General features: G+C 68.8%; 26 protein-coding genes. 23 read left to right on the top strand and 3 right to left on the bottom strand.

Annotated features, from left to right (window positions below):
* Nucleotides 1-99: 99 nt before the first annotated feature.
* From RZ1_RS23520 to RZ1_RS23490, 7 genes are all read left to right on the top strand, one after another.
* Nucleotides 100-450 carry a hypothetical protein gene (locus tag RZ1_RS23520; RefSeq protein ID WP_072814932.1) on the top strand — a complete coding sequence of 117 codons (351 nt, stop codon included), beginning with the start codon at nt 100-102 and terminating at the stop codon, nt 448-450.
* Nucleotides 451-452: 2 nt separating this feature from the next.
* Complete coding sequence (locus RZ1_RS23515; protein ID WP_072814931.1) at nt 453-1,934, top strand: CpaE/TadZ family protein; 1,482 nt, start codon at nt 453-455, stop codon at nt 1,932-1,934.
* Between the two features lie 104 nt (nt 1,935-2,038).
* Complete coding sequence (locus RZ1_RS23510) at nt 2,039-3,364, top strand: hypothetical protein (RefSeq protein WP_072814930.1); 1,326 nt, start codon at nt 2,039-2,041, stop codon at nt 3,362-3,364.
* Between the two features lie 20 nt (nt 3,365-3,384).
* The gene (locus RZ1_RS23505; RefSeq protein ID WP_174565233.1) at nt 3,385-4,140 is read left to right on the top strand and encodes a DUF8176 domain-containing protein; all 756 of its coding nucleotides are present in this window, start codon (nt 3,385-3,387) and stop codon (nt 4,138-4,140) included.
* Between the two features lie 47 nt (nt 4,141-4,187).
* On the top strand, nt 4,188-4,709 hold the full coding sequence (locus RZ1_RS23500; RefSeq protein ID WP_238072388.1) for a hypothetical protein: 522 nt from the start codon (nt 4,188-4,190) through the stop codon (nt 4,707-4,709).
* 315 nt (nt 4,710-5,024) lie between these two features.
* On the top strand, nt 5,025-6,428 hold the full coding sequence (locus tag RZ1_RS23495) for a PIN domain-containing protein (protein ID WP_072814929.1): 1,404 nt from the start codon (nt 5,025-5,027) through the stop codon (nt 6,426-6,428).
* 163 nt (nt 6,429-6,591) lie between these two features.
* Nucleotides 6,592-6,825: a cold-shock protein gene (locus tag RZ1_RS23490; protein ID WP_072814928.1), complete on the top strand. Its 234-nt coding sequence runs from the start codon at nt 6,592-6,594 to the stop codon at nt 6,823-6,825.
* A 119-nt stretch (nt 6,826-6,944) separates the two neighbouring features.
* On the opposite strand, the gene RZ1_RS23485 is transcribed toward RZ1_RS23490, so the two are convergent.
* Nucleotides 6,945-7,202, bottom strand: a complete 258-nt coding sequence (locus RZ1_RS23485) for a helix-turn-helix transcriptional regulator (RefSeq protein ID WP_072814927.1) — start codon at nt 7,200-7,202, stop codon at nt 6,945-6,947.
* Nucleotides 7,203-7,395: 193 nt separating this feature from the next.
* Here RZ1_RS23485 and RZ1_RS23480 point away from each other — a divergent pair, with 193 nt between their 5' ends.
* Nucleotides 7,396-7,944, top strand: a complete 549-nt coding sequence (locus tag RZ1_RS23480) for a hypothetical protein (protein WP_072814926.1) — start codon at nt 7,396-7,398, stop codon at nt 7,942-7,944.
* A 138-nt stretch (nt 7,945-8,082) separates the two neighbouring features.
* On the opposite strand, the gene RZ1_RS31475 is transcribed toward RZ1_RS23480, so the two are convergent.
* A complete protein-coding gene (locus RZ1_RS31475) occupies nt 8,083-8,400 on the bottom strand; it encodes a hypothetical protein (RefSeq protein WP_244899380.1) in 318 nt (105 codons plus the stop codon).
* Between RZ1_RS31475 and RZ1_RS23475 the strand changes: the two genes are divergently transcribed.
* Both RZ1_RS23475 and RZ1_RS23470 read left to right on the top strand, forming a co-directional pair.
* Entirely contained in the window at nt 8,290-9,027 is a 738-nt protein-coding gene (locus RZ1_RS23475) for a DUF3560 domain-containing protein (RefSeq protein ID WP_238072404.1), read from the top strand. The genes RZ1_RS31475 and RZ1_RS23475 overlap by 111 nt on opposite strands.
* A gap of 84 nt (nt 9,028-9,111) precedes the next feature.
* Nucleotides 9,112-9,804, top strand: coding sequence for a hypothetical protein (locus RZ1_RS23470; protein WP_072814925.1), 693 nt, complete (start codon nt 9,112-9,114; stop codon nt 9,802-9,804).
* A gap of 13 nt (nt 9,805-9,817) precedes the next feature.
* Here the strand turns inward: RZ1_RS23470 and RZ1_RS30160 are convergent, their stop codons facing one another.
* The gene (locus RZ1_RS30160) at nt 9,818-10,162 is read right to left on the bottom strand and encodes a hypothetical protein (protein WP_139281947.1); all 345 of its coding nucleotides are present in this window, start codon (nt 10,160-10,162) and stop codon (nt 9,818-9,820) included.
* 283 nt (nt 10,163-10,445) lie between these two features.
* Here RZ1_RS30160 and RZ1_RS23465 point away from each other — a divergent pair, with 283 nt between their 5' ends.
* The 13 genes from RZ1_RS23465 to RZ1_RS23410 form a co-directional block, all read left to right on the top strand.
* Nucleotides 10,446-10,736, top strand: coding sequence for a hypothetical protein (locus tag RZ1_RS23465; RefSeq protein ID WP_072814924.1), 291 nt, complete (start codon nt 10,446-10,448; stop codon nt 10,734-10,736).
* A gap of 44 nt (nt 10,737-10,780) precedes the next feature.
* Nucleotides 10,781-11,413 (top strand): 3'-5' exonuclease, encoded by a 633-nt coding sequence (locus tag RZ1_RS23460; RefSeq protein ID WP_244899378.1) that lies wholly within the window; start codon nt 10,781-10,783, stop codon nt 11,411-11,413.
* Nucleotides 11,410-12,357, top strand: coding sequence for a hypothetical protein (locus RZ1_RS23455; RefSeq protein ID WP_139281946.1), 948 nt, complete (start codon nt 11,410-11,412; stop codon nt 12,355-12,357). The genes RZ1_RS23460 and RZ1_RS23455 overlap by 4 nt, the downstream gene beginning before the upstream one ends.
* Before the next feature lie 235 nt (nt 12,358-12,592).
* On the top strand, nt 12,593-12,802 hold the full coding sequence (locus RZ1_RS23450; RefSeq protein WP_072814921.1) for a hypothetical protein: 210 nt from the start codon (nt 12,593-12,595) through the stop codon (nt 12,800-12,802).
* Nucleotides 12,803-12,850: 48 nt separating this feature from the next.
* Nucleotides 12,851-13,330, top strand: a complete 480-nt coding sequence (locus RZ1_RS23445) for a hypothetical protein (RefSeq protein WP_072814920.1) — start codon at nt 12,851-12,853, stop codon at nt 13,328-13,330.
* 104 nt (nt 13,331-13,434) lie between these two features.
* The gene (locus RZ1_RS23440) at nt 13,435-13,656 is read left to right on the top strand and encodes a hypothetical protein (protein WP_072814919.1); all 222 of its coding nucleotides are present in this window, start codon (nt 13,435-13,437) and stop codon (nt 13,654-13,656) included.
* Between the two features lie 85 nt (nt 13,657-13,741).
* Nucleotides 13,742-14,185, top strand: a complete 444-nt coding sequence (locus tag RZ1_RS23435) for a helix-turn-helix domain-containing protein (RefSeq protein WP_072814918.1) — start codon at nt 13,742-13,744, stop codon at nt 14,183-14,185.
* A 142-nt stretch (nt 14,186-14,327) separates the two neighbouring features.
* Nucleotides 14,328-14,681 (top strand): hypothetical protein, encoded by a 354-nt coding sequence (locus tag RZ1_RS23430; protein WP_139281945.1) that lies wholly within the window; start codon nt 14,328-14,330, stop codon nt 14,679-14,681.
* Nucleotides 14,682-14,881: 200 nt separating this feature from the next.
* Nucleotides 14,882-15,697: an N-formylglutamate amidohydrolase gene (locus RZ1_RS23425; protein ID WP_072814916.1), complete on the top strand. Its 816-nt coding sequence runs from the start codon at nt 14,882-14,884 to the stop codon at nt 15,695-15,697.
* Nucleotides 15,690-16,814: a hypothetical protein gene (locus RZ1_RS31470; RefSeq protein ID WP_238072345.1), complete on the top strand. Its 1,125-nt coding sequence runs from the start codon at nt 15,690-15,692 to the stop codon at nt 16,812-16,814. The genes RZ1_RS23425 and RZ1_RS31470 overlap by 8 nt, the downstream gene beginning before the upstream one ends.
* A 397-nt stretch (nt 16,815-17,211) precedes the next feature.
* A complete protein-coding gene (locus RZ1_RS30670; RefSeq protein ID WP_169918082.1) occupies nt 17,212-17,361 on the top strand; it encodes a hypothetical protein in 150 nt (49 codons plus the stop codon).
* A 362-nt stretch (nt 17,362-17,723) separates the two neighbouring features.
* Entirely contained in the window at nt 17,724-18,263 is a 540-nt protein-coding gene (locus RZ1_RS23415) for a cupin domain-containing protein (protein WP_083583872.1), read from the top strand.
* Between the two features lie 127 nt (nt 18,264-18,390).
* On the top strand, nt 18,391-20,147 hold a 1,757-nt coding region (locus RZ1_RS23410), incomplete at its 3' end, for a sigma-54-dependent Fis family transcriptional regulator (RefSeq protein WP_169918080.1).

Here is a 20,147-nt window from a genome sequence, read left to right as displayed (position 1 = left end):
ACCTCGAACCACCGCGGCAGCGAGCCCGCTCCGGGAGCCACCGATCCGATGTTTCACCACCCCTGATCCACACAAGTAGTCACCACCGAAAGGAAAACCATGTCCCGTCGTATTTCCCAGTCGATCACCCCCACCGCCGAGGACGTCGTCGCGCTGCGCGGCCCGTTCGTCGCCAAGGGAGCCAACGATCCGGTGATCGCCGCGCTGCGCGAATACTTCAAGTCCTCGGTCCCGGCGTGGCTGCCGAAGCTCGACGAGAAGCAGGAACTGACCCGCGAACGGCTCGCCGAGATCCGCGATGCCTCGGCCAAGCGCCGCGCGGTCATCGAAGCGCTGCCCGAAGGCAAGGCCCGCGAGAAGGCACTGGCCGATCTGGAGCAGACCGAGGCCGTGGTCGAGGACATGGACACCGCACTGGCCGGCGCCGGTGCCTTCGGCGGGATCAACTAACGATGACGCCGACCGTCGAAATCGAGGCGACGTCCGCGACCACCGCGCGCGCGATGCTGCCCGGCGCCGATGTGCCGCCGATGGAGTTGGCAGCGACCGAGCACAAGGCTCTGGCCGCTGTCGTGCACGAGTTCGTGCGCACCATCGCGGTCGAGCAGCAGGCTGCCGTCGAGGTGATCTACCGGACGGGGAAAGACACTCGGTTCCTGACGGTCGGCCCCGATGGGAAGCTCACCGAGAGCGCTCCCAGCGTGCCCATCCCGGTCGTTGCCCCCGAGCCCGTATCGGTTGCCGCGGAGCCTGTCTCCCCGGCGCCGGTCGGGCCGGTGGTGGTCGCTGCGGAGCCGATCGCCTACGAGCAGCCCACGGCGCCCGTCCCGTCGTCTCCTGAGCCCATCCGAACGCCCGCACCCATCCCGATGGCCCGGCCGGTAGAGCCGGCCACCGGGCCGATCGCCGGATCGCTCCGGACGCCCGGTGAGCCCGTTCGGATGCCCGCACCCATCCCGATGCCCACCCGGCCGGTAGAGCCGATCACCGCCTCGCTCGGCGCGCCGCCGGCACTGTCCGCGCCGCGCGCGAACCCCGCCGCGAGCGAGCCCGCGCGCGGTGGGGTGCGGGGTCGGATCAACGCGATGCTCGGACTCAAGCTCGCACCGAAGACGGATTCGCGCGAGATGCGTCTGCGCGAGGCGCAGACGACGATCGCTCAACCGGTGCCCGAGGGCGCGGTTGTCGCCTTCGCCAACGTCAAGGGCGGGGTCGGGAAAACCCCGATGGCGATCAGCCTGGCCGAGACGCTGGGCGAGTACCGCGGACCGGCCACGGCCACGTGCATGGATCTCGGGGAGATCGGCGGTAGCTTCGCCGATCGCGTCGCGATCCCGCCGGCAGCCGGGCAGGACGTGGCGTCGCTGCTCGCCGATCTCGGCGCGTCCGCTCACCAGGTGCGGGCCTCGACTCTGGCCCGCTACCTGACCCGCCAGCCGTCCGGTTCGTACGTTGTTGCCGGAGCGTCCGGCGCGGCTGCGCCGTTGAGCTTCGAGGACGCCGCGGTGTTGGGCTCGATCCTCGAACGTCATTACGATCTGCTGCTCGCCGATACCGGCAACTCCAGCCACTGCGGGGGCTGGCGGTGGGCGATCACCGCCGCGCACGCGGTCGTCGTCCCGGTGCCGCTGCGCCGGGACGCCGCGGTGGCCGCGCAGCGCACTCTCGCCGCGATCTCGGCGGTCCGCCCCGATGTGCTGCCCCGGACGGTTGTGGTGATCACCGACGGTCCGGGGGATGCGCCGATGGTCGAGACCGAGGCGGTCGAGGCGTTCGCGGCGTTGGGGGTGCCGGTGTGCCGGATGCCGTTCGAGCCGCTGTTCGCCTCGGGGGAGCGGATCGTGCTGAGCCAGTTGCGCGGCGAGACCCGCGACGCGTTGACGATGCTGGCCGCGACCGTCGTCGCCCGGATCGGCAGTGGTGCTGCTGGCTGATCCGTTGCCCCACCAGCGCGGTGGGCCTGCCTTCCCCCTACGAACACCCCTTCTTCACGTTCCGACCTCGTGCAGGTCGAACCGCAGACACCGAGAGGCACACGATGAGCATCGACATCCACACCGGAAACCGTGCAGCCCGCCGCGCCGCGGGCCGGCACCGCCGCCGCAGCCCGAAGGCCACCGCGACCGCCCTGGCCGTGGCGACCGCAGCGTTCGGGGTCTCCACGATCGTGGCCGGTCCCGCGCTCGCCGATCCGATCCAGGGCGGCGTGACCGGCGGCACTACCCAGGAGGGTGTGACCAGCGAGGCGCAGACCGGCGGCACCACGGCCACGCAGACCCCGGCTCCCGAACCGGCTCCGTCGACGTCGGGCCCGAAGTCCGACGACAGTTTCTGGGTTGCGCCGCCGGTGGCGTACAACCAGGGAACCCGGGCCTACGACCCGAACACCGGCGGCGGTGTCACGACCGTCGACTACTCCACCGACTACTCCGGCGGCGGATACAGCGGATACAGCGGTGGCGGGTACAGCGGCTACGACAACTCGATCGACACCACCACGGTCGAGGTCATGCCGGTGGACTGGAGCCGGCTCCACGCCCCGACGCAGGTGCTCGACCCGACGCGGCCGATCGAGGCCCCGAAGGACAAGATGCGCATGGGCCGTGTGGTGTTCGATCAGCCGAACTGGGTCAGCGACCAGGACGCCGAGCGCACCAACAACAGCACCGCGGTGATCGAGGCGCAGGTCACCGACGCATGGCGGTCGGTGGGCCTGGAGACCACCGAGGCCGAACGCATCGCCTCGGCTCAGGTCGCCGGCACCGCGCTCGGTGCCGGTGCGGGAGCGGCCGCAGGCTGCGCCGCGCTCGCCGTCCCGACCAGCCTGGTCGTCGGCACGGTCACCGGTATCGGTGGCGCGCTGGCCGGAACGATGGTCCCGGTGCCGATTCCGGGTGTCGCCCCGGTCACCAGCGGTGTCGCGGCGACCGCGGCCGGTGCGGCCGGTGGTGCGGCGGCCGGCTGCGCGGTCGGTGGCGTTCTCGGTGCCGGTCTAGGTGGAGTCGCCGGTTTCGCGGTCGGCACCGCCTACGGCGCCGGTGAGGACGCCACGCCGATCGAAGCCGAGGTGCCCGACGTCGAGCACGATGCGGTCGGCGAGCAGGTCGAGACGACGTTCGAGCAGTGGTCGCAGGACCCGGTCGGGCAGGTCGTCGTCGACTCGGTCCAGGCGTTCGCCACCGAGACCGCCCCGGCGATCGACACCGGTGTCCGCGACTTCGTCGCGGCGCAGCCGGGAGGCGAGCAGATCGTCGAGCAGATCGACCAGGGGCTCGAGGCGTTCTTCACCACCGCCACCCCGGGCCTGTCGGGCAACCTCATCACCACCGCCGTCGGCGACGCAGTCGCCCAGTTCGGCGCCTGATTCGGAAAGTGGGCAGCGTCATGAGGAAGCCGAACATTCGGCGGGCCAGCACCCGCCACCCCGCGGTGATCGACCTTCTCGACAGCGCACCCACCACCGTCTCGTGGGGAGCCGGAATCCCGGTTCCCCGCGAGACGGCGTCCTCGGCGACGTCGTTGACCCTGACCGCCCCGGCGCCGGGGCCGGCGGCGTCGCCGCGCGGCGACGGTGGTGGCCGGTGGCGGCCTTCACGCACCACCGCCGTCGTGGCTGCGGCTGCGGCCGCCGTGCTGGTCGGGGTGCTCGCCGTCGCGCAGATCACCGGAGACGACACCGACCCCGCCCCGGCCTCACCGGCGGAAGCGGCCGACGTCGCGTTCGGGCCGACCGACGAGAACGGCCTGCCCACCCTGAACCTGCCGGAGCCGACCACCGCCGAGACCGAGGCCGCCGAACCGGAGGAATCGGTCGAGTGCCGCGCCGAGCGCGGTGATCAGCGCAGCGGCCCGGGTGTGATCGCGGCGTTCAACTACGCGTACTACAACCGACGTGATGCGGTGGCCGCGCGCGCCCTGGCCACCCCGACCTCGTCGGTCAAGGCGGCCCCGGAGTTGCAGACCTTCATCGACAAGCTCCCGCAGGGCACGAACTACTGCGTGCGCACCGTCGAGCTGTCCGACGGGGTGTTCCTCGTGGACCTGTCGGTGATGCGGCCAGGTGTCCCGGTCGAGCGCGGCACCCAGACCGTCACCACCGCGAAGATCGACGGCCGCTGGTACGTCGACGTATTCAAGTGACCGCCCGCGCCGCCGCGCCGCCCCACCAGCGAAAGGACCACCCGCACATGCCCTTCATCCACCTGCACCACCGCGCGGTGCTCGCCACCGTCGCGGCCGCATGCGGACTTGCCGTGACCGCGTGCGGCGGCGGGCCACGCGACGCGGCGGCCGTGTCCACCTCGTTCAGCGGCGCGATCGTCACTCCCGACAGCACCGACCTGGGCAGCATCGTCATCGGTTGGGGGCAGGGGCATTCGGCCACCGCGATCACCACCCCCAGGCCCGAGGACGTCGCCGCGCGCTGCACCGGCCGCGGCGAGGATCTGGCCGTCGACATCACGGCCCCGCACGGCTGGACGATCCGGGCCCGCCACGGTTCACCGATCGTGACCGTGGAGAACACCGAGCAGAACCTGGCCGGCGTCGAGATCGACACCACCGATCAGTTCGCCGACGTGGCGCGGCCCGTGGACTGGTCCGAGGCCGATCAGCTCGACATCGCGGCCGCGGCCGCTGCCCCGGCCGAATGGAACTCGGCCGACGACGAGGGCCGGGTGTATCTGTCGATCCATGTTGACTGCCGATGACCTGCATAAACGACATGTCCCGCTGTAGCGCTGGCATGGAAGTGCCCCCGCTCCGATCGATGGGGCGGGGGCACTGTGTTGTCCGGTGGAAAGGTGCTGTGATCTGGGACGATGACATGTCCCGGTGTCCGGTGGGAGCAGTTCCACGAACTGCAAGGAACGAGGTCACGAACTCGAAGAGGTCGTGACCTCGTTCGTTGATCGGTTCGGTCGAGCGAGCCTTTCCCATCCTGCACGGCGCTGGTTTGCGGACCGTCTCGAGATTCGGCCCGGAGCGCGAGGTAACTCAGCGCACGTCAGGCAGGATCATCCGATGTGAGCACATCGATCGTCATCCTCGACACGAACATCCTGGCGCACAGTCCGTTCCTGGATTCTGACGAATGGAATCAACTTCACGTCCACACCACCGACTGGGGGCTCCGCTTCATGGTGCCCGAAGTCGCGGTCATGGAAACGGTGAACGTTGTGCGACGAAACTGGAAGCCCGACATCACACGGCTGGAGCAGCACTCCCGGTGGATCAGCCGCCTCGGCAAGAGTGCGGAGTTTCAGGCAGTACTTGATGCAGCCGCCGAACGTTCTGACCGCTACGACAGTTCGCTCCGATGCAGGATGGAAGAGCTGGGGATCGAGATCGCTCCCCTGCCGGCGACCATCGACCACCTGGATATTGCACGTAGGGCATCCGAACGACGGGCACCGTATGGCACTGCCGGCAACGGCAAAGAGGAACACCTGAAAGATGGGTATCGCGACACCCTGATCTGGCTTACCGTGCTGGCAGTTGCCGAAAACCACCCTGCTTGTGACGTGTGGTTCGTCAGCGACAATTACTCCGATTTCGGCGGTAAAAGCGAGAATAGGGATTCCCGGGACGTATCGGATTATCCGCTTGCCTGGCACTCGCAGTTGACCCCGGATCTGGCTAGTAAGGGCCTGACGGATCGAGTGTTCTACGCGCGTGGGCTGCGCCGGCTTGAGGAGCATCTGCTTGCGAAGTACGCGCCGCTCCCCGATGCAGAGCGTGATGAGTTGTGGGCGGCTGTTGAGCGGAGCGAACTGGACCGACAACTGATGCTGGCGCTGTTCGGCGCTCCGGTCGATCCGCGCGCGGGCGCCCTTCCATTGGACACGTTGTCTGCGTGGATCACTTCCTGCGTTCGGGCGGCTGACTCAGTTCGATTCACGGAGGCCGCGCGGCGAGCTGCCAACGCCTGGACCGCACGATTCGACTGCGTCGTCGAGGCCACCATCGAGGTCACGAGCACGTCAGGGGATGTAGCTGAGGAATCGAAGCCGCTTGTCATTGTCGGCCGCATCGATGTCAACGGTCAGAACGAAGTGACGGCGTTGGCAATCGATGCAATCGACGCCGCTGCTGACGATCCACAGCGCCGCGCGTGGGAGCGAGCTGATAGCGCCATGACCCGATACGAGAAGGTGATGGGGGGCGTCGACGTGCCGCCCGGTTATCTCCAGAAGGTGATGGGGGGCGTCGACGTGCCGCCCGGTTATCTCCAGAAGGTGATGGGGGGCGTCGACGTGCCGCCCGGTTACCTCCAGAAGGTGATGGGGGGCGTCGACGTGCCGCCCGGTTACCTCCAGAAGCTGATGGGCGACATCGACTCGCCTCCCGTCGACCATGCCACCTCCGGAAGCACATCTGACGAGCCGGAGGAGCCGGACGATTCACCCGACGCGGAACCCGAAAACTAGGCGGAGTTCTGTGTCACCTCACTCCGGATCACCCTCCACCTCGCGCTTGTCGCGAGTGGGCACTCGTCTTGTGTGAGCGTTTGGCACCCCGGGTGTCGGGACTCGTCCGCCGACACGGCAACCTCGGTCGCTGCCCGCCGCGGAATTGCCGCATCATCGGTAGGTGACTTCCCGGGGCACTGTCCGATTCTGGAGATGTGAAGATGGCTGGGGCGTCATCGATTGCGCGCAGACCCCGGGTGGCTGTTGGGTGCATTTCAGTGAAGTCGGCATCGAAGGATTCCGAAAGCTCATCCCTGGCCAAGAGGTCACTTTCGAATGGTGGAGTTCGAGCTGTCCGGTGGAGGGCTTCGCATTCGTGGCTACTCAGGTGCAACCAGTCGAGAATTGCCGCTGAACAGCTACCGCAACGGGGAAGTGCCCCCGCTCTGATCGATGGAGCGGGGGCACTGTGTTGTCCGGCGTAAAGGTGTTGTGAGCTGGGGCTATGACACGTCCCGGCGTGGGGTGTGGTGCTCAGTCGGTGTCGGCGGGTGTGGTGCGCCGGCGCGTCGGGCGTAGGTCGGTGCGTGCGCCGCGGCCGGGGCGGTTCTCGGCCCATTCGACGATTTCGCTGCGCTTCCACAGGGGGGTGTTGCCGATCTTCTCGACGGCCTTCGGGGCCTGGCCGCGGTGTGCGTAGGAGTGGAACGTCACCGGTTTGATCTCCCGGCCGGTCAGCTCTTTGACCAGGTCGACGACCTGTTGGGCGGTGAGTCGGTTCGGGTTGGCCATGCGGGTGTCGGTCCTTCTCGGTCGGGGCGCCGGCACTGTGGTGAACCCGGCGCGCGATACCGGAGACATTACATAGATTGATTGTTTGGTGACAGCGGCGGTCACGGCGTCCTCCCCGGTCCCCGGGTTGCAACATTACAAAACATCATTGTATAGTTCGTTCCGAAAGGTACACCAGGAAAAGGGGAACCGGATGTCGCTGATCATCACCGCCGCACTCGTCGCTCTGGCCGCCTTGGTCATCTGGACCGTCGGCCCCGTCGTCGGTCGCCTCGGCGGCGCACTGCTGGTCGTGACCGCTCTGGTCTCCACTGTTCACAGCGGCCCGAGCCTGGGCGCCGCCCGGTTGCTCGCCATCGGGGCCATCGTCTGGATGGCCGGGCACCTGCTCACCGCCTACAAGACCCGGACCTGGCGCTCGCGCCTGGCCGAGGCGATCGCCGCGCGCACGCCGCTGCGGTACATCGACCCGGTGCACGGCCGCAGCCCCCGCGGCGCGCGCCGCACGTCCCGCCCGGGCCGCGCGCAGGCCCCGACCTGGCCCGCGGCCCCGGTCGACGACTTCGCCGCGTGGGAACGCGAACTGACCGGCGACGCGCGCCCGGCCGCGCCGGTGGCTCCGATGCGTCCCTCCGCGGGCTCGGTCTACGGCAAACGCGCCGCCAAGGTCGCCACCACTCTCGCCGTCCGCAAGGTCCCAGGGGCCCGCGCCGCGCGTTCGGCATGGCGGCTGCTGCGCTGACCGGCCGCGCTCGGCCCCGATCCGCACATCCGATCAGAAAGGACGGACCGCCCATGTCCGCACTGACCATCACCCACACCCACGCCGAGGGAACCCTCATCGACGGCACCGCGCGCGGCGACGGCTCCGCCGAGATCCTCAAGGCCCAGCGTTGGCGCTGGTCTCGGGGCCTGGTATATCCCGCAGTCCCGGGACCGGCGCGCCAAGCATCCGCAGATCACCGCCACCGCCGCCGCGCTGCGGGCCGCCGGGTTCACCGTCGGCCTCGACATCGACGACGACTACCGGCCCACCGCCCGCGTCGAGGCGGACAAGATTGCCCGCCAGGCCGAGCGCGTCGATGCTCTGGGTGCCAAGGCGGACCGCAAGGCCGGGACGGCGGAGGCCGCGTGGGCTGCGGACGCCGCCGCACATGCGGCGCTGCCCGAGGGTGGGGAACCGATCAAGGTCGGCCACCACAGCGAAAAGCGGCACCGCCGCGCGGTCGAGAAGTCCTGGAACGCACTTGGCAAGGCCGTGGGAGCCGAGCGGGAGGCCGCGGCCGCGCGTGGCCGCGCTGACGCTGCCGCCGAGACCACCGATCGCCGCTATGCGCCGGTGACCGTGGCGCGCCGGATCGAGAAGCTGACCGCCGAGCTGCGCCGCTTCGAACGTGACCGTGACGGCCACACCCGCACCCTGTACACGAACACCCAGACCGGGCAGAAGTACGTCGAGACGCACGAGGCCGCGACCGGCGACTACCGCGAGCGGGTACTCGCCGAGATCGAGCACACCGCCGACGAGATCGCCTACTGGCAGGGCGTGCGCGCCGCGCAGATCGCCGCGGGCACCGCCACCGCCTACAGCCGCGAGGTGATCACCAAGGGCGATCTGGTCCGCTACGTCGGGCACTTCCACCAGGTGCTGAAGGTCAATGCGAAGTCGGTGACTATCGGCTCGATCGTCGGCGGCTCGTGGACCGATCGCGTCCCCTACAGCGAGATCCGCGGACTGCGCGACGCCGACGGGAAGGTGGTGCGCATCGTCGACGGCGCGCGGGTGATCGAGCCCGAGACCAGCACCGAGACCGACGCGGCCTGACCGCCGCACCTCCCGGGCGCCCACCGAGGGCGCCCGGGAGGTGCCCCACCGCGAGACCGACACCCCCGAGAGGACCGACACACCATGACCTCCACCGCGATCGACCCGGCCACCGCGATCGACCCGAAGGCCCTCGACCGGGCGCTCGCCGACCTGCACGCGCGTCGCTGGGAGATCGTCGACCGGCTCGACGCCACCTACCGCTCGATCCACAACGCGGTCGACGACCGCCAGGTCGGCCGCACCAGGTGGGCGATGACCGATCAGGCCGCCTACGACCGCCTGGTCGAGCTGCTCGACGCCCCGAATCCGGCTCCGCGCCTGCGGGACTACGCGTACCTGATCGACCGCGTCGCCCGGTACCGCGCCGAGCGGGCCGCGGTCACCGCCGAGATCGACACCGCCGAGGCTCCCTACCGGGCGAAGCCGTGGCCGAGGTTCTACGTCGTCGACCGTGGCCACATCCACGCCAACCCCCACTGCCACACCCTGCGGCCCTCGACGCGGCTCGGCTGGCTGCCGGAGCTGTCCGGCGACACCGAAGCCGACGCCGTCACCGCACACGGCCCGCTGCTGTGCACGCACTGCTTCCCCAGCGCGCCGGTCGAGTGGACTGTCGGGCAGGTCAAGGTCGAGGACCCGAGCATGTGCAGCCACAAGCGCATGCGGGAGTGGAAGGTGCGCGGCCGCTCCGCCTGGTGCAAGGAATGCGGCGGTCTCGCGGCCGTGACGTCGATCGGCAACCTCCGCAAGCACAAGAGGCCCACCCCGGCCTGACCTGCATGTCTGTCTACCGGGGAGGTTCACTTTCGCGCTCGGTGACTGTAATAGACCCGCCGCCAGCTACCGGCGGCATGTCGTTCGGGTTTTGTCCGGCAGCAGCATCCCGTGCAAACTCCTCGTACGTTTCGGGTTCGCCGTCTTCGATGAACGGATCCTCAGCTGACGGATCGTAGTCATCCTCGGTCAACGCCTCCTCGCTCGGATCCGGTCCTTCCGAACTGGTCATGATCGTCCCTTCGTGACTGGTCGAGTCGTTGGTTCCGGTGGCGCCGCGATTCATCACGCCCGCACCCCCTGCAATCGCCGCGACGACGAGTGCAGCGCCTACCAGATATGCGGCTCTCAGCTTCACATTCCCTCCCGACACTGATCAGCTCGGCGAGGCCGGGCGTAGCCCGTTCTCAGCAATCGGTCAGATGTCCGATTCTTTGTTTCAAGATCTCAAGATGCCCGGATTTGCTCAAGATCCAGTGGCCGCGGCAGGGAGCCGGCCGCGGGCACACGGTGCCTGGAGAAGCCGGTGCGTACGGTCTGCCCGCACCAGGACCCCGAGGTACCGGCAGCGGCGGATTCGAGATTGTCGCGCCGGAACACCGGGCCCTGTACGACGCTCCTACCTGCGAAGAGAGGTTTTCATGACCGAGACCATCACCAACCGCCACGGCGACGAGATCCGCATCGGACAGCTGTGGACCGACGATCCCCGCCGGACCTCGCGCCGCACGCTGCGCGTCGACGGATTCGACGACGCCGGCCAGCTCGGTGCGCGCGTGGTGTGCACCGTCATCCGGTCCCACGACACCGACACCGGGCAGGTCACCGAACCTGGCCGCGTCGTGAGCATCAAGGCCGACAGTCTGCACACCACCGCCGCCGGTCGGGGCTACCGCCTCGCTGCCGTGGACGATCCGCGTCCCTCGCGGTGATGTCGGGGTTCTCGACCACCATGACCGCAGCGAAGGAGAAACCCGTGCCCCAGAAGATCCAGTCCCCGCGCGCGTGGGCGGAGGCCGTGCTCGCCGACGGTGTGGCCTGCATCGTCGATGTGGAGACCACCGGATTCGACGGCTCGATCGTCGAGATCGCGGCCATCGATGCCGCGACCGGTGCGGTCCTGCTCGACACCCTCGTCGACTGCGGCCCGGTGGAGATCGAACCCGGCGCGCACGCGGTGCACGGGATCACCGCCGCCGATCTGGCCGGTGCGCCGCGCTGGCCGGAGGCGTTCGCGCAGCTGACCGCTGTCACGGCCGGACGGCTGGTCCTGGCCTACAACGCGCCGTTCGACCGGGGCCGGGTCCTGCACGACTGCCACCGTGCGGGCCTCGATCCCGGCCATCTCGCCGAGGCTGTCCGCTGGCAGTGCGTGATGGTCCGGCGCTGCACCGCGCTCGGCCTCGGCATCGGTGGCCGGCTCCGGCTCGGCGGTGGCCACCGCGCCCTCGCCGATGTCCAGGCGACCCGCGCGCTGGTGATGCTGCTGGCCGAGGGACGTCCCGATGTCGCCGGGCTGGCCGCACTGGCGGCTCGCGCTGTCGATGAGGACCGCCGCGGCGAAGTGCAGGGAACCGCTGTACGTGCAGACGAGGGGGCCGTGCAATGACCACGAGGGGGAACATGACGGCTTCCGGCTCTGCGCGATCGGCTGCGGCGCAGCGCAGGTCACGCCGCAAGAGCGTCGACGAACGTGTACTCGAGTTCCAGGACGTGGTGGCGCTCGCTCCGGCCGCGCGCCGTAAGTCCCTGGCCGCCGCGCGCACGGCCGGGGCCGTGGTGGCCGCGTCCGGGGCAGTAGCGAGTGCGCTCGGTCTGGTGGCCACCGTCGCGTGCGTTGTCTCCGCACCGGAGCGGCCGCTTGCGGCGATCGACGGCAGCGTCGAGGCCGGTCAGGGCATCGATCTCACGCAGATCGTCGCGCTGTCGGCCTTCGGCGGGGGCATGGCGGCCTTCCTGCTCGGCTGCGGGGCCATCGGCCTCGCCCGACTGAGGGCGGAGAAGTACGGGGCTCTGACCACCGTGGATCTTGCCGCTGCGCCGAAGAATCTTGCCGACCCGTTCCGCCGCGCCCTGACCGCTGTCGACACGATCCGCGCGTCGGTCGCCTACCGCGAACACTGGCTGCCCGAGATCGACCTCGACGCCGCGCTGTGGGAGCTGGCCCAGCATCTTCTGGCCGGTATCCGGCTCCGCGACGAGCTGAAGACCGCTTCGGCCGGGCCCGAATACCGCGAGCAGGTCGAGCAGGCCCGCACGGCGCTCGGTGCGTGTCTGATGAATGTGCGGAAGGGAGCGAACACCCTCGCGGCGCTGGCGCATCGGGTCGAGGTGTTCGACCGGATGCTGAGTGAACCCGCGCGCCGGGCCGAGTTCGAGGAGGCGCGTGAGCTGCGGGCGCGCAGTGACGCCGAGCAGATGGGGCGGCTGGCTGCTGCCGTCGCCGACGCCCTGGCCATCGCCCCGGCACTCGGTGAGGTCGCCGACCGGGCTGCCGGTGCGCTCGATGCGTACGACGAGTTGCCGAAAATGTGCCCTGAACTGCATGGATGACATGTCCCGGCGGGTGGCCGGCCTCTGATCGACCCCGTGCCGGGTATCGAGTTACGTACTCGGTACCCGGCATTTTTTTGTCGATCACAGGGGCTCGAAAAGTCGCTGTGACCTGCGTCGATGACACGTCCCGGACAGGGGCGGCAGGCAGCGTTCGTGTTTCCGGGGTTGCAACAATACAAAAGATATTTGTATAGTTATGCCTGTCGGAAACGCCGAACGAAGGAGAACGAAAATGTCGAAAACCACTGTCGCCGAACTCGTTACCGTCACCATCGCCGGAGACCCGGTGCGCGCCGAGATCGCCGAAATCGGCAAGTACCACACCGACGAAAGCGGCCGGTACGCCGACGTCCGCCTGGCCGACGGCACGCTCGTGCCGCGCGCGAACGCCCTCGACATCGAGCTGACCGCCGCCGCGCGCGGTGCGCTCGCCGCGGCCTGACGCGCGGACCGAACCCTGAAATCCACACCCCCACACAGGAGGTCACCCATGACTGCACCCGCCACCGCACTGCCCACCGGTTTCGCCACCGAGATCGACGGGGTCGCCGCGCTCGTCGTCGGATTCGTCCACGGTTTCCCGCGTCACCCGCAGCGGGGCGCGCTGGTGCAGCCGTTCGGCGGCGCGCAGACCTCGGTTACGGCCATCGGAGTGCTCGGCGCGGCGCTGTACGCGCTGGTCTCGGTCGAGTGGGCCACCGAGGTGACCACCGTCGAGCGCGGCGGCCGCGCGCGGACGGTGTTCGCCAAGGGCTGGCTGGGCACCCCGCAGGGCACTACCTGGTACCTGCACCCGGTCGCCCATCACGCGGACCTGGGCGTCTACGCGCTCGATACCGATGCGCGGTACGCCACGAGCGGCCGCGACGCGCAGGTGCCCGCCCGCGTCCGCGAAACGGTCCGGTCCTGGGGATTCGGGGGAGCCGGCGGTGTACCGGCTCGCGCGGCGGTGCACAACTTCGCGCTGTAGCGCGAGGCGAACGTGCTGGTCACCGCCTCCGGCACATATCAGGTTGTCAAACGACAACTTGATATGTATATTCAAGTTGTCAAACAACAACGGAGGTGGAAGTATTGGACAAGTTCAAGGGGATCGACAAGGACACCCGAGTCGTTCTCAAGGCCCTGAAGGAGGCGGGATTCGTGATTCGACGCGCGAAGAACGGTCACCCGATGGTCTATCTGGACGGCGCGCTGGTGACGATCTTCGCGGGCACCGCGAGTGACCGTCACTCGTTCCGCAACTCGCTCGCGCCGCTGAGGCGGCTCGGATTCGAGTGGCCACCGCGCCGCTGAACAGGGAAGGGCCGGGGGTGTGGGAACCACCCCCGGCCCGGCCTCATTGTCCACCACCACACCCGACCACACGAAAGGACCCGTCGTGACCACCCAGCCCCAGCAGTTCAACGTCGTTGCCGAACTCGACGCGAGTTTCGACGAGGACACCGCCGAGGCGCTGCTCGACCCCATCGCCGACTACAGCGGTGCCGCCTCCCGCTCCGAACTCGGCCACGCCGAGGTGGTGTTCACCATCCCCGCCGACACCGTCCGCCAGGCCACCAGCACCGCCCTGGCCATCCTTGAGACCTACCCGTGGCCGCTGCGCTCGCTGCGCGTGCTGCCCACCGACGATTTCGACCGCCTCATCGACGCAATCGAGGTCCCGCCGCTGGTGTCGGTCCAGGAGGCCGCCGACGCACTCGGCATCAGCCGCCAGGCCGTCCTCAAGGCGATCACCACCGGCACGCTTCCGGCGATCCGCGTCGGCAGTACCTGGATCGTGCGGGAATCCGCTGTGCGCGCCCGCAAGCAGCGCAGCGCCTGACCGGTACCCGGTTGGTGAATCACTTCACCTCGAGGACAATTCGCGTCCCCGGGCCCTGCTGTCGTGCCCGGCCCGCCGCTAGTCCACTACCGAGAAGGGGAACCACATGCGAACGGAGAGAGCCGTGGAGAACGCTCAGTGCATGACGATCGCCGAGCCCGCGATCGCCGAGCCCGTGATTGCCGAGTCCGTGATTGCCGAGTCCGTGGCTGCGCGTTACCGCAGACTCGGAGCCGGGTTGCGCCGGGTAGTTCTTCTCGCGTGGCCCATCGCGCTGGTGACGGCTCTGGCGGTCGGCCATTTCGAGGCCGTAGCTGCGGTGTGGTCGCAGATCCGCGGCTACTACTACCTGGCTGAACTCGCTTTCGGCTGCGTGACCCTGGTCGGGGTATCGATCGCGTGGCGGAGGCCGAGCGGGCGCGCCGCGCTGCGGGGTATCGCTGCCGGTGCGGTCCGAAATCGCGCAGCCGGTGACCGGGCCGGCGCCGACGACTAGGAGTCACCACCGGTTCGCTTTCGGCGATTCGATCGGCAGTACCTGGATCGTGCGGGAACCCGTCTGCGCGCGTCCGCACACAGCGCCGCGCCTCACCGGTACCCGGTTGGTGAATCGCTTCACCTCGAGGACAATTCGCGTCCCCGGGCCCTGCTGTTGCGCCCGGTCCGCTGAGAGTCCACCACCGAGAAGGGGGAGAAGTGCCCAGTTCTGCGCTCGTCACACCGGGAGACGATCGGTCTCCGGTGCTCATCCACGTCCCGCACGCTTCACGCGTCATCCCACCCGAACTGCGCGCGGAACTGCTCGTCACCGATGTCGAGCTGGCCGCCGAACTCGACGAAGCGACCGACACTGCCACCGACGAGATCGCAGCGGCAGCGGTGCGCCGCACCCGGCAGCGGCCAACCACTGTGGTCAACACGGCATCGCGCCTGGTGATCGACCCCGAACGCTTCCCTGACGCCGGAGAGCCGGCCACCGCGTTCGGCCGGGGTGCGGTCTACACCCGCACCTGCACCGGCACGCCGCTGCGCCCCGAGCCCTACCCGCGCGCCGAGCAGCTGCTCGACGCTCATTTCCGTCCCTACGCCGACGCAGTCACCGCAGCGGTCGCCGAGCGCCTGCGCGTGTGCGGGCGCGCGGTGATCATCGACCTGCACTCGTACCCCGCCACCCCGTCCGGGTTCGAGGACCCCACCGCCGCACGCCCCGCGCTGTGCATCGGCACCGACCCGGTCCACACCCCGGCCTGGTTGATCGAGGCCACCCGTGGCGCATTCGCGTCCCTGCCCGAGATCACCGAGATCGCCGAGAACACCCCCTACGCGGGCACCTATGTGCCGCTGCGCCACTACGGCCACGACGAGCGCGTCACCTCGGTGATGATCGAGCTGCGCCGCGATGTCTACCTCACCGACCCGCGCACCCCCGACCCCGCGCGCGTCGACCGGCTCGGCCGGGCGCTGGCCGCCCTGATCGACACGGTCACCGCCCAGGCGGCCGCCGATGTGTAAGCCCAAGCCTGGACCGCGCTGCACCCCGCACATGCGCCAGCGCCTCGACCAGGTCGCCGCGCGCGTCGCCACCGCCCGCGCGCGGCTGGCCGAGTACCCGGCTCACGCGCGGCTGCAACGTCGCCTCGCCGCCGCCGAGGCCGACTTCGCCGAGACCCTGGCGTTGTTCGACTCCACTCCCGGCGGCCAGGACGAACTCCGCGAGGCGATCACGGTCGCGACCGACCCGACCGACCGGGACGCGTTGACCGCGCGTCTGCGAGACGCTGAGAGGCTACGAGCCGAGCAAACCGACGCGCTGCGCCGCGCCCGCGCAGGACAGACCGACGAGGAAGGAACCGACGATGCACAACGAGGAACCGATGACGCAGGAGCGCCGCGAGAAGTTCTGGAGGCAGTACGGGTGGAGCCCGGAACTGCCGGAGGACCAGCGCAAGAAGATCGAGGACTACTGGAGCGATCCGGAGATCGAGGAGGCCGAAGCGCTCGGCTTCTGATTGACGGCCAGCAGATCACCCCGGTCGCCGAGCACACCCTGTCCGACGCCGAGCGCGAGCGTTTCACCTCGGCCGGGATGTCGGCACCGACGCTCTACGAACTGGCCGCGGCGGACTCCGGTGTCTATCGCGCCCGGATGCTCGAGCTGACCGAGAAGAACCCCTATGCGGCGTCGGTGTACGTCTACGACGAGGACGAATACCGGAAAATGCGGCTGCTGGTCACCGACGACGGAAAGGCCGGAGTCGCCCTCAAAGACGACGAGATCGTCTCCGCATTCGCGCACAAGGACTGTGCGCACCCGAAGGCCGTGCAATCGATGCTCTCGCAGGCCACCGCGCTCGGCGGCCGCCGCCTGGACTGCTTCGACACCGTCCTGCCGAAGCTCTACGCCCAAGCCGGGTTCGTGCCGGTCGCGCGGCTGAAGTGGAACGACGACTACGCCCCCGATGGCTGGGACTACGACACCTTCCGGACCTTCAACGACGGCCGCCCCGATGTGGTGTTCATGGCCTACGACCCCGATCGCGTCGGTGGCATGTACACGCGCGGGGGCGGGGAGTACGTCGACGACTACGACGACGGCATTGCCCGCACCCAGCAGTACCGGCCGCAGTGACGAGGTAGCCGTGCGCTGTGGCTCGAATCCGTCCCCGCACCTGTTCGGGTGCGGGGACGGAGGTCTTTCGGCGCTGTGACCTGCGGTGATGGCACGTCCCGGTGCCCGGTGGTCACGAACATGGCGGATGCTGTGCCGACGGTTGCGGCAGATCGGTGTCGGCGAGCCGGGTCGCGGCATCGCAGCCTGCGGGGTGTTCGGTGTCGGCGGACCTTGTCGGACTGGCGTCGCTGAATCAACGAACTCGGGTTGACCTGCGGTGATGGCACGTCCCGAGTGGGGTGTGGTTCGGATGCGTCCCCTCGCGCAGCCCCGGTTTCGGGTTCAGCTGCCCAGGGGTTGACACATTACAAAATACTTTTGTATAGTTGGGGCACGCCAACGAAAGGGGAAAGACATGGCAGGCAAGAGCATCGAGGTTCTGCGCGCGGACTACGCCGCCGCCGTCGCCAACGGCTCCGACGAGGAGTTCGCGACCGCCAAGACGGCGCTGGTCGAGGCCACGACCGGCCGCACTCTCACCGCCGACGAGATCGCCTACTTCTAGACCGGCCGCGAAGGGCGCCACCGGAAACCCGTTGGGGCCCTTCGTGTTCCTGCGCACGGCCCGCAAACTCACCGGAGGAACTGGCGCGGCGGCTCGGCTTCTCGGAGCGGACCGGCCGCCGCCTGGTCTCCGAGCCCGGCGCGGACTTCCTGGAGGGGGTGCAGGCAAGGCCCTTTCGCGCGCAGGTGGCCCTGCTTCTGTCGGCGCAAAGCTGGTCATCGGGATGTCCACGCAACTGGGGTCAACCTCAGTTCGCGGCAGTGTCTCAGAGTGATACACCGCGGTAGTTCCGATCGTTTGTAATTTGGGTCACATCGGGCGCCGGGGTGGCGTCAGGGACTGGCAAGAGGAGCGATCAGCAGATGGCAGAGATGAGCATCACCCGCGTTGTCACCGGAGTGAACAACGAAGGCAAAGCGGTCTTCACCTCGGTGGGAACGCCGCGTTTCGCCGCGGCGGGCGGCATGGACATCGGCAACGTCTGGGGAACCCCTGACGACGGTTCGGTGACCGTTGGTAAGGGCGGCAGCGACGAGCCGGTGTTCGCTCCCTTCTTCCCCGAGGGCACCGGCACCCGGCTGTGCGTCGTGCACTGGCCGCCGGCCGGCGCCGCTGACGATGCGGACAGCGACGGAGACGCGCCTGATCCGGAGGCGGCGCAGCCGGGTCTCATCGGGGCGTTCGAGGAGGCCAATCCCGGAATGCACACGACCGAGACCATCGATTACGGCATCTGCCTGTCCGGCGAGATCTACCTCGAACTCGATGACGGCCAGGAGCAGCTGATCACCCCGGGAACGATTGTCGTGCAGCGCGGCACCCGGCATGCGTGGCGCAACCGCAGCAACGAGGTCTGCACCATGGTCTACGCGCTCTGTGGTGCGAAGTGGGCCGATTCCTGAGCCCGGAAGTGCCCAGGGGGGGTTGCCGAGTAGTGGCTGTTTGACGACGAGCTGGCGCCCGGGTCACCGACCTGGACAATTGATGAGCTAGAGATGCATGCCGCAGGCTGGAGAGGGTGTGGTGTCGATGAGTACGTTGGTCGCCGAGGATCCGGAAACCGGGATGGACCCGGTCATCGAAAGGTCCTGGCAACGCTCCTCTGCCTGCGGTGTGGCGCGGGAGGCTGAGCTCAGCCTCCCTTATGACGACCACATCGACGACGACAGCAGGCTCCTCCGGGCGGCCGAGCCAGTGCTCGATCGACTGGTCGGCACGATGTCCAACATGCGCCACGCACTGGTGCTCGCCGACCCCGACGCCCGGATCATCCACCGCTGGGTCGGGGCGAAGTCCCTGTACGGCCCGCTCGATGACGCGCGCATCGCGCTGGGCTTCGGTTTCACCGAGGAGTTCGCGGGCACGAACGGCGTCGGAACTGCCCTGGAGGAAGCGCGCGTGGTGACAATCAGCGGGGAGCAGCACTTCGCGGAGCGGCTGTTCCCGTTCGCGTGCGTTGGGGTGCCGATTCGCAATCCGGTCCGGGGCACGATCGAGGGAGTCCTCGACTTCAGCTGCCTGGCCACGGACTTCAATCCGCTCATGACCTCCCTGCTCGTCGAGGTCGCTGAGCACATCGAGACCCGCTTCGCGCAGCAGGCGTCCGCGTCGGAATCGGCGCTGCTGGAGTGCTTCGTCAAGACATCCCGGGTGCACCGCGGCCCCGTGGTGGGGATGCGACCCAACATGTTCCTGACCAACACTTCGGCGGCGGAGCACGTCAACGCGTCCGATCAGGCGATGCTGTGGGAATTGGCGGGTATCGCGGCACGGCATCGCCGCGACACGGGGGTAGCCGAACTCTCGGCTGGCCGCTACTCGTTTCGGATGACGCTCATCGCGGAGCACTCCGGCATCGATGCCGGAGTGGTCCTGCGCCTGAATCCCGAGTTCACCCAGAGGGCGGTACGAGACCTGACGCCGCGGTCGAGGCCATCGCCGCTCACCACCCCCCGGACCCGGAGCTCCGAGCCCGCGAAGGCGGGACGCAGCGTTCAGTGGAACAAACTGATCGAGCGGATGACCAAGCTGGCGGACAACGACGAACCCGTCGCGTTCACCGGCGAGGACGGCACCGGAAAACTATGGGCCGCGAAGCGGCTGGCGTCCATGCGCGGCGGCGGGCTGCGGATCTTCGATGCGGAACAGGAGCGTGGTACCTCGCACAGCTCGCTGCCGGATCGCTGCCGCAGTGCGCTCGCCGCGGGTGAATCCGTGATCGTCCGGCGGATAGACAAGCTGACCGTCCCGGTACGTGCCGAACTCGGGGAGCTGGTGCGGAACGCAGAGGGCCCGATGCGGCTGATCGTGACGTGCACCGATGATCCGCGCGACACCGTGGTGCGTACGATCGCCGGCTTCGCCCATCAACTGTGGCTGCCACCGCTGGCCCAGCGGCCGGACGACATCGTCGATATCGTGCCGGAGCTGCTCGCCGAGATCGCGCCTGATCGGGTGGTCACCTGCGCGATGCCGGCACGGCAGGTGCTGATGCGCTATTCCTGGCCGGGCAACGTCGCCGAGCTACGTGACGTGCTCGCCGTGTCGCTGGCGGAGGCGAAGGGCAGCCAGCTCCAGGTCTCGGATCTCCCGGGGTGGCTGATGAAGAGGGCTCACCGGCGCAAGCTGACGCCGATGGAGCAGTCCGAACGTGACCTGATCATTGACGCCCTGCTCAGTGTCGACAACAACCGGGCGGAGGCCGCACGGGTGCTCGGTATCGGCCGTGCCACGCTCTATCGCAAGCTGCGTTCACTCGGCATTTCCAACGGCACCGACCTAACGGT

Source organism: Rhodococcus zopfii NBRC 100606 = JCM 9919 (assembly GCF_001895025.1).
Lineage (GTDB): Bacteria > Actinomycetota > Actinomycetes > Mycobacteriales > Mycobacteriaceae > Rhodococcus > Rhodococcus zopfii.
The sequence above is the reverse complement of the archived record's forward strand: the minus strand, read 5'-3'. Positions and strand labels throughout refer to the sequence as shown.

Bases quoted from the DNA above. Each gene is read 5' to 3' on its own strand.
- RZ1_RS31470 (WP_238072345.1), top strand. From the start codon at position 15,690: ATGTGTAAGCCCAAGCCTGGACCGCGCTGCACCCCGCACATGCGCCAG.
- RZ1_RS23415 (WP_083583872.1), top strand. From the start codon at position 17,724: ATGGCAGAGATGAGCATCACCCGCGTTGTCACCGGAGTGAACAACGAA.
- RZ1_RS23485 (WP_072814927.1), bottom strand. From the start codon at position 7,202: ATGGCCAACCCGAACCGACTCACCGCCCAACAGGTCGTCGACCTGGTC.
- RZ1_RS23480 (WP_072814926.1), top strand. From the start codon at position 7,396: ATGTCGCTGATCATCACCGCCGCACTCGTCGCTCTGGCCGCCTTGGTC.
- RZ1_RS23500 (WP_238072388.1), top strand. From the start codon at position 4,188: ATGCCCTTCATCCACCTGCACCACCGCGCGGTGCTCGCCACCGTCGCG.
- RZ1_RS23515 (WP_072814931.1), top strand. From the start codon at position 453: ATGACGCCGACCGTCGAAATCGAGGCGACGTCCGCGACCACCGCGCGC.
- RZ1_RS23465 (WP_072814924.1), top strand. From the start codon at position 10,446: ATGACCGAGACCATCACCAACCGCCACGGCGACGAGATCCGCATCGGA.
- RZ1_RS23445 (WP_072814920.1), top strand. From the start codon at position 12,851: ATGACTGCACCCGCCACCGCACTGCCCACCGGTTTCGCCACCGAGATC.
- RZ1_RS23505 (WP_174565233.1), top strand. From the start codon at position 3,385: ATGAGGAAGCCGAACATTCGGCGGGCCAGCACCCGCCACCCCGCGGTG.
- RZ1_RS23510 (WP_072814930.1), top strand. From the start codon at position 2,039: ATGAGCATCGACATCCACACCGGAAACCGTGCAGCCCGCCGCGCCGCG.
- RZ1_RS23470 (WP_072814925.1), top strand. From the start codon at position 9,112: ATGACCTCCACCGCGATCGACCCGGCCACCGCGATCGACCCGAAGGCC.
- RZ1_RS23520 (WP_072814932.1), top strand. From the start codon at position 100: ATGTCCCGTCGTATTTCCCAGTCGATCACCCCCACCGCCGAGGACGTC.
- RZ1_RS30670 (WP_169918082.1), top strand. From the start codon at position 17,212: ATGGCAGGCAAGAGCATCGAGGTTCTGCGCGCGGACTACGCCGCCGCC.
- RZ1_RS23455 (WP_139281946.1), top strand. From the start codon at position 11,410: ATGACCACGAGGGGGAACATGACGGCTTCCGGCTCTGCGCGATCGGCT.
- RZ1_RS23450 (WP_072814921.1), top strand. From the start codon at position 12,593: ATGTCGAAAACCACTGTCGCCGAACTCGTTACCGTCACCATCGCCGGA.
- RZ1_RS23430 (WP_139281945.1), top strand. From the start codon at position 14,328: ATGACGATCGCCGAGCCCGCGATCGCCGAGCCCGTGATTGCCGAGTCC.